The 14,121-nt window shown below is 38.9% G+C and carries 14 protein-coding genes and 1 rRNA gene (1 of these 15 running past the window's edge); 10 read left to right on the forward strand and 5 right to left on the reverse strand.

The genetic code is table 11. The features are described from left to right. Positions 1 to 4: 4 nt before the first annotated feature. Positions 5 to 1,516: a threonine ammonia-lyase, biosynthetic gene (gene ilvA / locus BMF77_RS24185; protein WP_148766447.1), complete on the reverse strand. Its 1,512-nt coding sequence runs from the start codon at positions 1,514 to 1,516 to the stop codon at positions 5 to 7. A 205-nt stretch (positions 1,517 to 1,721) separates the two neighbouring features. Between ilvA and BMF77_RS24190 the strand changes: the two genes are divergently transcribed. After that, complete coding sequence (locus BMF77_RS24190) at positions 1,722 to 2,213, forward strand: DUF2141 domain-containing protein (RefSeq protein ID WP_148766449.1); 492 nt, start codon at positions 1,722 to 1,724, stop codon at positions 2,211 to 2,213. 109 nt (positions 2,214 to 2,322) lie between these two features. Here the strand turns inward: BMF77_RS24190 and BMF77_RS24195 are convergent, their stop codons facing one another. After that, complete coding sequence (locus BMF77_RS24195; RefSeq protein ID WP_148766451.1) at positions 2,323 to 3,114, reverse strand: CsgG/HfaB family protein; 792 nt, start codon at positions 3,112 to 3,114, stop codon at positions 2,323 to 2,325. An 841-nt stretch (positions 3,115 to 3,955) separates the two neighbouring features. Here BMF77_RS24195 and cysE point away from each other — a divergent pair. From cysE to BMF77_RS24230, 7 genes are all read left to right on the forward strand, one after another. Further along, positions 3,956 to 4,687, forward strand: a complete 732-nt coding sequence (gene cysE, locus BMF77_RS24200; protein ID WP_148766453.1) for a serine O-acetyltransferase — start codon at positions 3,956 to 3,958, stop codon at positions 4,685 to 4,687. A 28-nt stretch (positions 4,688 to 4,715) separates the two neighbouring features. Beyond that, entirely contained in the window at positions 4,716 to 4,970 is a 255-nt protein-coding gene (locus BMF77_RS24205; RefSeq protein ID WP_148766455.1) for an Asr1405/Asl0597 family protein, read from the forward strand. Between the two features lie 270 nt (positions 4,971 to 5,240). After that, a complete protein-coding gene (locus BMF77_RS24210) occupies positions 5,241 to 5,447 on the forward strand; it encodes a DUF2949 domain-containing protein (RefSeq protein WP_015078855.1) in 207 nt (68 codons plus the stop codon). Between the two features lie 446 nt (positions 5,448 to 5,893). After that, positions 5,894 to 7,024, forward strand: a complete 1,131-nt coding sequence (nifV, locus tag BMF77_RS24215) for a homocitrate synthase (protein WP_015078854.1) — start codon at positions 5,894 to 5,896, stop codon at positions 7,022 to 7,024. Continuing rightward, a complete protein-coding gene (locus tag BMF77_RS24220; RefSeq protein WP_015078853.1) occupies positions 7,014 to 7,301 on the forward strand; it encodes a nitrogen fixation protein NifZ in 288 nt (95 codons plus the stop codon). The genes nifV and BMF77_RS24220 overlap by 11 nt, the downstream gene beginning before the upstream one ends. After that, positions 7,276 to 7,479 carry a putative nitrogen fixation protein NifT gene (gene nifT / locus BMF77_RS24225; protein ID WP_148766457.1) on the forward strand — a complete coding sequence of 68 codons (204 nt, stop codon included), beginning with the start codon at positions 7,276 to 7,278 and terminating at the stop codon, positions 7,477 to 7,479. Before BMF77_RS24220 ends, nifT begins: the two co-directional genes overlap by 26 nt. A 132-nt stretch (positions 7,480 to 7,611) precedes the next feature. Beyond that, positions 7,612 to 8,163: a (2Fe-2S) ferredoxin domain-containing protein gene (locus BMF77_RS24230; protein ID WP_148766459.1), complete on the forward strand. Its 552-nt coding sequence runs from the start codon at positions 7,612 to 7,614 to the stop codon at positions 8,161 to 8,163. Between the two features lie 170 nt (positions 8,164 to 8,333). Here the strand turns inward: BMF77_RS24230 and BMF77_RS24235 are convergent, their stop codons facing one another. From BMF77_RS24235 to BMF77_RS24245, 3 genes are all read right to left on the reverse strand, one after another. Then, entirely contained in the window at positions 8,334 to 8,780 is a 447-nt protein-coding gene (locus BMF77_RS24235) for a type II toxin-antitoxin system VapC family toxin (protein WP_148766461.1), read from the reverse strand. Beyond that, positions 8,777 to 9,019, reverse strand: coding sequence for a hypothetical protein (locus BMF77_RS24240; protein WP_015078849.1), 243 nt, complete (start codon positions 9,017 to 9,019; stop codon positions 8,777 to 8,779). The genes BMF77_RS24235 and BMF77_RS24240 overlap by 4 nt, the downstream gene beginning before the upstream one ends. Positions 9,020 to 9,351: 332 nt before the next feature. Beyond that, a complete protein-coding gene (locus BMF77_RS24245) occupies positions 9,352 to 10,746 on the reverse strand; it encodes a 1-acyl-sn-glycerol-3-phosphate acyltransferase (protein WP_148766463.1) in 1,395 nt (464 codons plus the stop codon). A gap of 176 nt (positions 10,747 to 10,922) precedes the next feature. On the opposite strand from BMF77_RS24245, the gene BMF77_RS24250 reads away from it, so the two are divergent. Continuing rightward, positions 10,923 to 12,731: a proline--tRNA ligase gene (locus BMF77_RS24250; RefSeq protein WP_148766465.1), complete on the forward strand. Its 1,809-nt coding sequence runs from the start codon at positions 10,923 to 10,925 to the stop codon at positions 12,729 to 12,731. Between the two features lie 642 nt (positions 12,732 to 13,373). Then, positions 13,374 to 14,121 (forward strand): 16S ribosomal RNA (locus tag BMF77_RS24255) (it continues 741 nt past the right edge of the window).

Below are 14,121 nucleotides of genomic sequence, written 5' to 3' on the forward strand. Positions count from 1 at the left end.
GGAATCATCCTAAAAATAACTTATATGCCGGATTATCGCTTTCATTGCAATAATGATAACCAAGATTATCTAAGAATGATTGCCATTCTGTTGTTTCATGGGGGGGAACTTGCATTCCTACCACAATTCTTCCATAGTCTGCACCATTATTGCGATAATGAAATAAGCTAATATTCCAATCAGGAGACATAGAAGTTACAAATTGCATTAAAGCCCCTGGACGTTCGGGAAATTCAAAGCGATAAAGTAGTTCGTTTTTTGCAAGGGGAGAATGTCCTCCTACCATGTGACGCAAATGCAGTTTTGTTAATTCATCATCTGTTAAATCTATGGTTTTTAAACCGTGAGATTCAAAATTTTCGACCATTTTAGCAGCGTCGGCACGATTTTCTATTTGCACACCTACGAAAATATGCGCTTCTTTTTGGTCAGCAATGCGATAGTTAAATTCTGTGAGATTGCGCTTACCAATACATTCACAAAACTTTCTTAAACTACCTCTTGCTTCGGGAATTCTCACTGCAAAGATGGCTTCTCGACGTTCTCCAAATTCTGCCCGTTCTGCCACAAAACGTAACCGATCAAAGTTCATGTTAGCACCACAAGCAACGGCAACGAGGGTTTTATTTTGAATTTGTTCACGTTCTGCGTAGAGTTTTGCGCCAGCGATCGCTAATGCCCCCGCAGGTTCTAAAATAGAACGAGTATCCTCAAACACGTCTTTAATTGCCGCACAGGTGGCATCTGTATCCACTAAAATAATTTCGTCTACATATTGCTGACATAGGCGGAAGGTTTCTTCTCCTACTTCCCGCACCGCTACACCGTCAGCAAATAAACCCACCTGAGACAATCGCACTCTTTCGCCAGCTTGCAATGATTGATACATGGCGTTAGCGTCTACAGGTTCAACACCAATAATTTTAATATCGGGACGCAACCGTTTAACATAAGCTGCAATACCAGAAATCAAGCCACCACCACCAATAGCCACAAATATGGCATGAATGGGTTGCTGATATTGGCGCAGGATTTCCATACCGATTGTTCCCTGGCCAGCAATCACTTCCGGATCATCAAAGGGATGTATAAAGGTTAACCCTTTTTCTGCTTCCAGTTGTCGGGCATAGGCGTAAGCATCATCATAGTTATTGCCATATAAGACAACTTCTCCTCCCCGCGCTTTGACTGCATTTATTTTTACCTGGGGCGTAATCACGGGCATAACGATGATGGCTTTTGTTCCCAAGCGACTGGCAGCTAAGGCTACACCTTGGGCATGATTTCCCGCAGAAGCCGCTATGACACCCTGTTCAAGTAAGTCTGGGGTGAGATTGACCATTTTGTTATATGCGCCCCGCAGTTTGAAGGAGAAGACTGATTGCATATCTTCCCGTTTCAGGAGGAGTTGATTATTCAGCCTCGCGGAGAGGTTCGGGGCATATTCTAGTGGTGTTTCTTGGGCTACATCATAGACGCGGGCGGTGAGGATTTGTACCAGGTAGTCGCAATACATATCAAGGGGTGCAATTGGGGTTGGTTGTTAATTCTACCGCTTGTTGGTTAGTTGGAGAGGATGGTTTTGGAAAATGATTTTGCCCCTCTATTAGCAGGTAAACTCGCTATAATAGAGATTTTTGCGACTGTTAGTCGCTGATAAAAATCCCAATTGACAACATTTCTGGGTAAGATAATAGTTCTATTTAATAGAGGGTAAATTAATGAAGCAACAGTTAAATATCGCGTTAGGTCAAGCGTCAAGCCGGGGATTAATATTACTACTCCCTATTTTGGGAAATTTTCTCTTTTTAGCTAGTGCTAAAGCAGATTTGACTAGTAGTCTGACGATTGAAGTAGAAGGATTGAAAAACAAATCTGGACAAATTTGTGCTACTCTTTTTGATCAAAGTAAAGGATTTCCTAGTGATAGTAAAAAGGCTTGGCAATCCGAGTGTAGTAAAATTACAGAAATGCCTCAAAAACTGATTTTTAAGGATTTAAAACCAGGTAATTATGCTGTTGCATTAATTCATGATGCCAATGGCAATGGTAATCTTGATACTAATTCTTTTGGTATGCCCACAGAAGGTTTTGGATTTTCTCAAAATCCAGAGGTTTTAACCGGACCTCCTAAGTTTAATGATTCGGCTGTTACTGTATCTAAAACTAATACCGATATTAAGATTAAGATGAAATATTTCTTTGGTTCTTAGCTAGAGACAGCGTAACCTACAATTATTAATTAACAGTGGGTTACGCTGCATCAAATTTATATTCCTTCTTAATCCTTTTTCCCTAGGAAAAAATGAACAGTTACGCCATTTATTCCAATTCTAAAACTTTTTGAGTATTCTCACGACGACGTTGTTCTTTCTTTTCAAACTCAGCTACACAGCTACCTTTATCAACCATTACACAGCTTAGATAATTGGTGATTTCGACCAATCCTGCGCGAAGTGCTTTACCGACAGGGGCTTTGGTTGTTTTTTGATTATCACCACCAATATTGATACCAGAAAAACTGATACCACCAGCATTGCTCTTAGATTCACTAGTAGCAAGTCCTTCAACAGTACGGGAATAAACTACTTCTCCATTACTGGAATCCACAACACGCAAATCAATAGCAACATAAGCTTTTTCCTTTTCTTTCCTGGTGCCACCACCTAGACCAAAACGACCTATTCTAATCCCGCTTATCCCTAGTCCACCGGATTCCTTCTTAACTCCTTCTTCATAAGCAGTTACTTTGCCCAGAATAATATATTTTGCCCCGGTCAGTTCTCCCTTTTTTGCCCCGGTTTCTTTGCGAACTAATCCAGCTTGAGCAAGTTCTTGTTCGGAAAGGACTGCTCCTAACTTTTGTCGCTCAACAACGGTGAATTTTCCTGTTGATGTTAATTCATTGCTCAAGGCATCTGCTAACTGTTGAGATGTATTGCTGTTCCACCACCACCAGTTGGAGTTAGTTTCATTCTTGAAGTCTGGTACTGAAATTCTAGGTTTTTCTTGAGCAAAAGCATTCAGGCTACCAATAGACAAACTCAAAGTTACGGTTGCTAATGCAATTGCAGTGTTACGACTTAAGCTCTGATAAAGAGAAGATGTTTTCATGATTTATAGTCATTCCAAATAGGAAGCAGATGGGATGGTATGAGCAGAATGAACAAACTATAGAATTCGAGCCATATAGCAATGAAGCCAGAATTGCTATAACAATGATCAATAGCTAGAGACTGTATCATAATTTACGGTAAATAACAATACCTTCGCCATTTTGTCAAAGTGCTAACAAAATATGGGTTTCGGACTATGGGTTCAAGGTTACAGCGGTTTCCGCTCTTATGAGGTACAAAGTTGAATCATGAAACTCTTGTAGTGCGGGCATACTTCGACCCTTCGACAGGCTCAGGGCATCGCTTGCTCAGTACAAGTCTTGCCCGCTAGATATGTACCTCATAACACCAGGAAGTGCTGTATATTCAAACTTTCCCTGTTTTAATTTTTGTATCTCCATATCCAGCAAACAAATCCTAAAACAAAATAAAGAAATTCACTTTTCAACTACCAGAACTATAGAATAATAGTAGTAGTCAGCAATACATAAAATCTATATTTACTGTCATCAAGACAACGTTTATCAGGGAATGAGTACAATTGAATATATGGAAAAATATCTTGCCTAAATAGCTGTAAAGGCTGACAGGTTCAGAGATTTCTTTTGAGTACAAAAAAGCTGCATCCCTAAGCCGAAAATACCAGTACCCCTGTAATTAAAAGCTAGTACCCCTACCCCAATAAAAAATGTAAATTTGTGTTACATAGGGGTTTAAACCTATTGAGTACAAGCTTAATAAATTTAATAAATCTAATCTGCATTGATAATTTCTGCTGCTGGGGAGTTATCTGATATAAGCATGAAAACAGTACAGGATTTTTTTACCTAATAGTACCAATGCACCAGTCATTAAACAGGATCGGTAAAACCGAGACTGTAAATACAAAGCTCCGAAAAAATGAAAGTTCTAGACTTTTTTTAGAACCATTAATCAGTGATTTTCAGATTATTTTTGAGCGTGATCCAGCAGCACGTAATTGGTTAGAGGTTATGTTTTGTTATCCGGGATTTCATGCTCTTTGTTTACATCGTCTTGCACATTGGTTACATATCCACAAGGTGAGTTTTATTCCCCGGTTGATTTCTCATTGGGGACGGTTTTTCACAGGTATTGAAATTCACCCAGGGGCAAAAATTGGCAAAGGTGTATTTATTGATCATGGCATGGGTGTTGTGATTGGTGAAACTGCCATTGTCGGAGACTATACACTCATTTATCAGGGTGTAACATTGGGAGGAACTGGCAAAGAAAGCGGTAAACGTCATCCAACTTTGGGTAATAATGTGATAGTTGGTGCGGGTGCGAAAGTATTAGGAAATATTCAAATTAGCGATCGCGTCCGCATCGGTGCAGGGTCAATTGTCCTGGGTGATGTGCCTCCAGATGCCACTGTAGTCGGCATTCCTGGACGGATTATTGCTCCTAAGTCTCATAATCGCATTTCTCCCTTAGAACATGGCAAATTACCCGATATAGAAGCAGGTATGATTCGTTCTTTACTCTTGCGGATTGAGCAATTAGAACAACAAGTCCAAACTCTCACCAATCATCACCAAGATGATCAATAACGTCAATTTCATAAATCTTGAATTACTAATGTCACAAAATTGTAAGTTTTTAACTGTCGGTGAACAAGTTTTGCAGATTCCTTTAGGTGATAGATGGTGTATTTATCACCGTTTGCAAGAGTTGATGATTTCCTGTTCCTGTCCCCCGGATGGGTCTTTGCGCGTGCAAGTTAATAACCTCCAAGAAGCGATTCTTGTTCGCAGTACATTAATGCAATTTTTTGCTTCTCGTCATCAATTGGTGAAGTGGTTAGAAAATTGTTTGTGTAATGGTATGGAGTAAAGATTACTGAAAACAATGATGTTTGTTTGATTGGTATTACCAATTACCATTGATGATTTTGAGAATGTCTAATCAAAAGCATATCAAAGATTAATTCTTGATGCAAGTCTGATTTATCTCAAGTCATTATTCACTCACAAACTATCTTGCATATTCAAGATAATTCACATAAGCTAAGGTTCACCCAGTTTGCTAAAACTAAAAAAAATTAGTAATTGCTGATGGGAATAACTTGTACCTTATGTTGATTTCAATTGTCAATGTCCAATTATGGTGATTAATAGTATTGATAGAAAGTTACTGCAATTTCTTCAAAAAGAACTAGCACTTTCCCAGGCTGATATTGCGGTAGCAACGCGACATCCTGAGTTCAATCATGGACCCTTACCGATGCTGCTTTGGCAATATGGTTTAGTAGATTTACAACAACTAGACAGGATTTTTGATTGGCTGGCAGAACACCATGAATTAAGGTAGATGAAAAATTACCAGTACCGCAAGGCGGAATTAAAAATTAAAAATTAATAATTAAAAAAGCGGATCATACAAGCTTTTTAATGGTTTTTAATGGTTATCTTATTTCCGCCGCAGTGTAATAGTGAAACTAGGAGGTGAAAATTATGATTACTAGCTTAATTGCTGGCATAAGTATGTTATTTTTTACAGGATTTGCTAATGTTTATCTGGGTTATTGGCTATTAACAAAATCCACAAATAATACCACCAGAAATATTGGATAAATTATACTTATCTTTTGTTTCTTGTCATACAGATGCAACAGAAATATTTAGTTAATAATTAAGGATCGTAAATCATGAATCATGATTTATTCGCTCAATTAAGAATTTATTGCCCATCTACCACCATGAAAAATTGTAGCGAACAAGGATATTACAAAAAACTCCGCTAGAGGGACCTTGAAAATGTATCAAATCATGATTAATGATACGACATTACGTGATGGGGAACAGGCAGCAGGTGTTGCTTTTAACTTAGAAGAAAAAGTAGCGATCGCACAATTTCTCGATGCCATTGGTGTCCATGAATTAGAAGTAGGAATTCCGGCAATGGGAGAAGAAGAAATTCGCGCCATTGTTGCCATTCGTAACTTAGATCTACAAGCTAAATTATTAGGTTGGAATCGGGCTGTTATCTCAGATATTAAAGCTTCTATAGCCTGTGGACTCGAACGAGTACATATTGCTATTCCTGTGTCTGGAGTGCAAATTGCCGCTAAATTTCATGGGCAATGGCGAGTAAGTTTACAAAAACTAAAAGACTGTATTAGCTTCGCATTAGATCAAGGTCTTTGGGTATCAGTTGGTGGCGAAGATTCTTCTAGAGCCGACGAAAACTTTCTCCAAGATGTTGCCATGTTATCACAAGAATGGGGAGCATCTCGGTTTCGGTTTTGTGATACAGTTGGGGTACTTGATCCCTTCCGAACTCACCTTAAAGTTAAGCATTTAGTATCAACTCTATCAATTCCTGTTGAGATTCACACTCATAATGATTTTGGACTAGCAACTGCTAACGCTTTAGCCGGAATCAAAGCTGGTGCTGTATCTGTAAATACTACCGTTAATGGACTAGGAGAAAGAGCCGGAAATGCAGCTTTGGAAGAAGTAATTATGGCTCTAAAATGTATTTACGGTGTTGATTTGGGAATTCAGACTCAACACTTGTTAAAACTATCTCAATTAGTCGCTAAAGCTTCCGGCGCTAATGTTCAACCTTGGAAAGCAATTGTGGGTGAAAATACCTTTGCTCATGAGTCTGGTATTCATGCTCATGGTGTATTACAAAACCCAGTTACTTATGAACCTTATGCTCCTGAAGATGTAGGTTGGGAACGGCGTTTAGTCATAGGTAAACATTCTGGTCGGCATTCATTATCTAATCTATTAGAACAGCATGGCATCTTTCTCGATTCTCAAGAAACCCAAGCTGTTTTAGATGTAGTCCGTCAGCAATCAATCCTCAGAAAACGCAGTCTCACTACAGAAGAATTATTAAATTTAGTCAGCGAAAAAAGGTATTCCCATGCAACGTGATGAAATAGAACTGGACTCGCAACCCATTTTTGAAATTGGTCAAAAAGTTCGAGTTAAGAAACTAATCAAAAACGATGGAACTTTTCCCGGTCGAGAAATTGGGGAAGTTTTAGCCAAAATTGGTGATGTTGGTTATGTCTCCAGCATTGGCACATTTTTGCAAGCTTATTATATCTATGCTGTACATTTTTTGGAAACAGGGTACATCATCGGTTGTCGAAAAAGAGAACTAGAATCTGCTGAGGAAACACATGAAAGTAATGCTCCGAATGAATGATGCTGGTACTTTAGTTGTCTACGTCCCTAAAAAAGACTTAGAAGAAGAAGTAGTTAAAGAAACAGATGGTGCAGCAGGTAAAATTCTCACTTTAACTAATGGTTGGGAATTAGAATTTAGTGAATTTCCCGATAAAAGTCGTTTACCCGTAACAGTAGAAGCTAAACGTCTTCCTTAAAATTCCCATCAATACCAAGAAGGTAAAAGGTAAAATCTCTTTTCCCTCTTCCTTCTTTCTTCTTGCTTCTGACTACTGACTCCTGACTCCTAAGTTATTAAATTTTCTCTTGAAAAAATTGGGTTATCGCAAATGGGTGAAAAATATTTGGCTTTATCGGAATTGAATATTGAAGGACAGTTTTTAGGTTTTACAGGTAAAAAAACTGAAAAGTATAAACATTTACAGTTAGGAATTGCCGGGGGAAATATCAAAATTAAAATTCCTAAAAATTTACGTTGTTCTATAGGTTTATCTTTAGTCCCTGGTGAGCAAATTCATATAGATGGTATTAGTAAATTAAACCCCCGTAACAGGAAATTAAAACTCGAAGCTTATCAAATTCAAGCAGTGGGTTTTTGTCTGATCAAAAATCCGCTTCCGCTTCCTCTTCCTCAACCTAAAGCCAAGATTATGGTATGTCAAAAATCTGGTTGTCTGAAACGGGGTGGAAAGGGGTTATTATCAGACTTAGAAAAAACTTTGGGCGATCGCGGTTTATCTGATAAAGTAACTATTGAACATACCGATTGTCAAAAACGCTGTAGCAGCGCCCCCAATTCTGTTTTAATGTTAGGTAAAAAACAATACAAAAAAGTTCATCCAGAAGCCATAGCGTCTTTGTTAGAGAATCATTTGAGTTAACTTGTCAATATATCTGATAAAATCGTTGCTAAAAGTACACCGCATTATCTCGTTCCCAGTCTCTGACTGGGAATGCTATAACAGAGGCTCTGCCTCTACTATTATTGAAGGCACAGAATCAGGATACCCAGGATTAAAGGATTTACAGAATAATTTTATTCACAATATTCTTAGCTATTAATACTTTGAGGATGAATAATCGTAACTTCTGGAACAGCTATAAAATCTTTGGGGTTTAAAGTTAAAATATGGCTGATATTATGAGCAAGCATCACAGCTAATATGTGTATATCGTGAGTGCGTTTACCAGAAATATTATATGTTGTCACCAAGTTCAACCAAATAGAAAACACATCTGGTATCTCTTCTAGTAAATCAAATTGATTTATTAGCATTTGTACTGCTTGAGTTGTTTGTTTTCCAGTCCATCCTAATCCATTAACATTAACAGGACGAGTAGCAACAACCCAAAATTCAATGATTACCTGAGAGGTAATAAAACATTGATGATTATTAGATATTAAATATTTAATTGTTTTATCAACTAAATGAAAATCTGGAGATGTTGTATCTCTTGAACGTAACAGAATATTGGTATCTAATAAGTAATTACTCATCTTCCTCTATCATCATAAATGTTTTCTCGACGTAGTGCTTCATCAGGAAGATTAACAGAACTTTGAGGAGCTTTTTCTATCCACTCTTGCCAAAGTTTTAATCTTTCTTCAGAGGTTAAAGGCTTTTTAGTTTGTTTGTTGAAATCCTGATAAATCAGCCTTTCTTGGAAAAGTTGTTTTTCGTCGGGAGTTAATTTGGAAACAATTTCTACAAGGGAGTCAACAAGTTGTATATTCATAATTATTTATGTCATTTACTAGGTTATAGGCAATATTACACTGTATATCAATTATAAACCCTAAACTGTAAGAATCAGGATATCCAGGATTAAAGGATTTACAGGATGTTTATTGCAAAATTCTTTTAGTCCATTTTAACGGACTTTCGCTATAAGACTGGGAATAGATTCCCAGGCGGGTGATGATGCTTCATGAAGTATAATTTCTCTATCCTAATTATCAACAACTAATAAATAATCAAAAAATTACATCCTGAAAATCCTCAAATCCTGGATATCCTGATTCTGACAAGATTAAAATTATGTAAACAACTAGCCAAATTACCAAAAAATCATTCCTTATCCACCAAACCCTCCAAAACCTGCTGCAAATCACTCGTCAACTCAGCCACAGATTGTCTAGCAGCAACCCGACTACCTTTATAAACCGGATAACGTTCAGAAACAGAAATTGGTGTACCCACAGTTATCTTCACCTGCTGCTTACCCAATTGTGGACGATTTAAAGGAATATTCCCCTTAATTTTATTCACCATATCCCATAAAAGTAAAGTCATTTCTGCAAATCTTTCCACCGTTGGTTTTTCGCGGATATAAATCCCAGAAACAGCTACAAAACTCTCAACTAACCTCATGTGCCACATCCGAAAATATGCTTCCTCAGCAATTCTATCTCCCAAACTTTTATCAATAGATGATAATAATTTAATATCCTTAAAATCTTCCCTAAATATATAATTCCAACCTGCTTGTTCTACCCGTCTACATCTATCATTCCAATTCCCTCTAGATGGTAAATCAAAATATTGTTCAGCAATAAATAAAGCGATATTCATTACAGCTTGTAACCGATAAGCTAAAGCTTCATTTCTATCAGTAATTTCCCCATTAGTAATTTTTTCATCTGGCAATGTTTGATGATAAAATTTAGTATAAAATTGCTCCATTACCGATAATAAATGTTCAGCTAACTCTAATAATCGGGGATAAAGCGCAGTAAAATTAGCCTCAGTTTTCTCTTGATTCACAGATAAACCACTAGCTGCCTCTAATTCAGTTAATAAATTTGCTATATTATCCCAAGGTTCATGGACATAACTATATTTAATTCCTATTGGTAAAATTAAAACTTCCTCATCTCTTCCCGCTTTTTGCAAATCTTCCGCACACCAAAAACCCATCTGTGCGATACCCGGTTCTAACGGACTAATAATCTCCGATAAACCATTTGTAGCACCCTCGGGCGCAGCAGCCATGGGAAACTTACCATTAATATACAAATCCCGCGCGGAACGCAACCCAGTCCAATCGGCTTTACCGCGTTGAATCGGAGTTCCCCCCAAGTGAGAAATTACCCAACCAACTTGAGAACCAGCCCAAAGAGGAATTCCCCGATCATAGATAAAATGGGCATGAAGTGGATATTGTAGCCGTGTACCCCCAACTCGTGCTACTTTAGGCAAGATTTGGGACAGTAAATAAGTTAAACAAAGAGGGTCTGCTGTTTGAGGATGACGAAACGCCAACATAAACCGGATTTTACCATCCTGAAACCGCTGATAACAATCCGCCAAAGTTTCAACATTGTTTGCTTCAATGTTGCTAATGGGTGTTTTCCACCGAATCCAGTTAGGTAGAACTAAATGTACCAACTTTAACAACAAAGGGTTAAAAGCTGGCGGAATAAATTCTAAAGGTGGTTGTGCTTGATACATTGCTTCCGACAAGGTAATTATCTCCTCAAGTTACATGAAAACATTTTAGTAGGACTTACGCAAGATTCATGGAATAACGAACCACAGAGGCACAGAGGTCACGGAGAAATGCGGATTTGGGAGATATTTTGCATAAGTCCTGTTTAGAAGTAAGTGATTTTAAAAGTTAGTAAGTAAAGGTAAAAACAATGCGATTATCACAAATGTTATTTGTTACGCTACGGGATGATCCTGCTGATGCGGAAATCCCTAGCCATAAATTATTACTCCGTGCAGGTTATATCCGTCGCATCGGTAGTGGGATTTATGCTTATCTTCCCCTAATGTGGCGGGTTTTGCAAAAAGTTTCCCAAATTGTGCGGGAAGAAATGAATGCTACCGGCGCACAAGAATGTTTATTACCGCAGTTACAACCTTCTGAATTATGGCAGGAGTCGGGACGCTGGGACACCTATACTAAAGCTGAGGGAATCATGTTTTCTCTCGTTGATAGAAGGGAACAACAATTAGGACTTGGCCCAACTCACGAAGAAGTAATTACTACTGTTGCCCGTGATATGATTCGTTCCTATCGTCAATTACCTGTACATTTATATCAAATTCAAACTAAGTTTCGTGATGAAATTCGTCCCCGGTTTGGTTTAATGCGCGGACGAGAATTTATCATGAAAGATGGTTATTCTTTTCATGCTGATGAAGAAAGTTTGAAAAAAACTTACCAGGAAATGTACACTGCTTACAGTAATATGTTGCGGCGTTCTGGTTTGGCTTTTCGGGCTGTGGAAGCTGATTCTGGGGCTATTGGTGGTTCTGGTTCGACAGAATTTATGGTGTTAGCAGATGCGGGAGAAGATGAGGTTCTCTATACTGAAGATGGTAAATATGCGGCTAACGTAGAAAAAGCAGTTTCTTTAGTAGCGGAAGCGGAAACTTCACCTTTTACAACTTACGAAAAACGGGAAACTCCGGGAATTGATACAATTGAAAAACTTTGTAATTTCTTGAAATGTTCTCCAACTCAAATTGTCAAAAACGTTTTATATCAAACTGTATATGATAACGGGTTAACAGTTTTGGTGTTAATCAATATTCGCGGAGATCAGGAAATTAATGAAGTCAAATTACAAAATGAATTAACTAAATTAGCTCCTCAATTTGGTGCTAAAACTATTCTGACTTTAACTGTACCCAATGCCGAAGCCCAAGAAACGTGGAAAGCTAAATCTTTACCTTTAGGTTATATCGCACCAGACATTGCTGATGATTATATTGCGGGAAGTAAACAGGTAAATTCTCAATTTGTGCGGTTGGTAGATCAAACTGCGGTGGAGTTAAAGAATTTTGTTACTGGTGCAAATGAAAGCGGTTTTCACGTAGTTGGTGCAAATTGGAATGAGCAATTTAAATTACCTGCTATAGCCGTAGATATTCATAAAGCAAAATTAGGCGATCGCTCCCTGCATGACCCAACCCAAACCCTACAAACAGCTAGAGGTATCGAAGCTGGTCACATCTTCCAACTGGGGACAAAATACTCCCAAGCTATGGGTGCAACTTATACCAACGAACAAGGGGAAGAAAAGCCTTTAGTTATGGGTTGTTATGGTGTTGGCGTGTCACGTTTAGCACAATCAGCCGTAGAACAATCCTATGATAAAGATGGCATAATTTGGCCAGTAGCGATCGCACCATATCACGCTATTGTCACAATTCCTAACATCAAAGATGCCCAACAAATCGAAATTGCCGAAAAACTCTACACAGAACTCAACTCTTCAGGTGTAGAAACTTTGTTAGATGATAGAGATGAACGGGCAGGTGTTAAATTCAAAGATGCAGATTTAATCGGGATTCCCTTTAGAATAGTCACCGGACGAGCGATTACAAATGGTAAAGTCGAAGTAGTCAAACGCGCAAATCGTGAATCTCAAGAAATTATCATTGAGGAAGTAGTCAATACATTGCAACAGTGGATTAATGAGGCAATAGAACGTTAAAATTCAACTCTTGTGGGGTGGGCATACTATGGCTAACGCCACGCTGCGCTATCGACAAGCTCAGTACAAGTCTTGCCCGCCATCATCATAGATCATTTTCACTCAAACCGGCAATTTTTAAGTAAGTGGGCTGAGAAAAACCAAAATGTGTCAAGAAAAGTAAAATCGCCCAAAACTTCTTCACTCTTGCATGAGTGCCTCTTTCCTGTTTCCTTGCCATAACGACAATAATTTTTAACGCCAACCTACTTAATAGATTTAGGGTAGTATTAGATATACCTGTAAATACGCAATAAATGATCGGAAAAAACTTCTGTTTTTCCCTCCCCTACTCCCCCTGCCCCTCTTCTCCCCCTGCTTGCCTTTACCCGTCATTTTTGGATTGACAGACTACTATCATTGTTTCACCCTCGTAAATTGGCTAAGGTATTGCCTAAAAAAAATATTTTCCCAACCCCCTTGACAAGAAAAGAAAGGATTGCTATATTAGACAAGTGCCGAAGAGAGAAACAACTCACGGTAACTGAACCGAGAAAAAATAATACTTTGAAAGAATAGATTAAACCAATCCTCGTCGTGAAGATAATTTAAAGAGGATTCGAGATTTTAACTAATTTCGGAGCCGACAAACTCGAAAAAAACAAAATGGAGAGTTTGATCCTGGCTCAGGATGAACGCTGGCGGTATGCTTAACACATGCAAGTCGAACGGAATCTTTCGGGATTTAGTGGCGGACGGGTGAGTAACGCGTAAGAATCTACCTTCAGGTTGGGGACAACCACTGGAAACGGTGGCTAATACCGAATGTGCCGAGAGGTGAAAGGCTTGCTGCCTGAAGAAGAGCTTGCGTCTGATTAGCTAGTTGGTGGGGTAAGAGCCTACCAAGGCGACGATCAGTAGCTGGTCTGAGAGGATGATCAGCCACACTGGGACTGAGACACGGCCCAGACTCCTACGGGAGGCAGCAGTGGGGAATTTTCCGCAATGGGCGAAAGCCTGACGGAGCAATACCGCGTGAGGGAGGAAGGCTCTTGGGTTGTAAACCTCTTTTCTCAGGGAAGAAAAAAATGACGGTACCTGAGGAATAAGCATCGGCTAACTCCGTGCCAGCAGCCGCGGTAATACGGAGGATGCAAGCGTTATCCGGAATGATTGGGCGTAAAGGGTCCGCAGGTGGCATTGTTTGTCTGCTGTTAAAGAGTCTGGCTTAACCAGATAAAAGCAGTGGAAACTACAAAGCTAGAGTATGGTCGGGGCAGAGGGAATTCCTGGTGTAGCGGTGAAATGCGTAGATATCAGGAAGAACACCGGTGGCGAAGGCGCTCTGCTAGGCCAAAACTGACACTGAGGGACGAAAGCTAGGGGAGCGAATGGGATTAGATACCCCAGT

Source organism: Dolichospermum sp. UHCC 0315A (genome assembly GCF_008121535.1).
Taxonomy (GTDB): Bacteria; Cyanobacteriota; Cyanobacteriia; order Cyanobacteriales; family Nostocaceae; genus Dolichospermum; species Dolichospermum lemmermannii.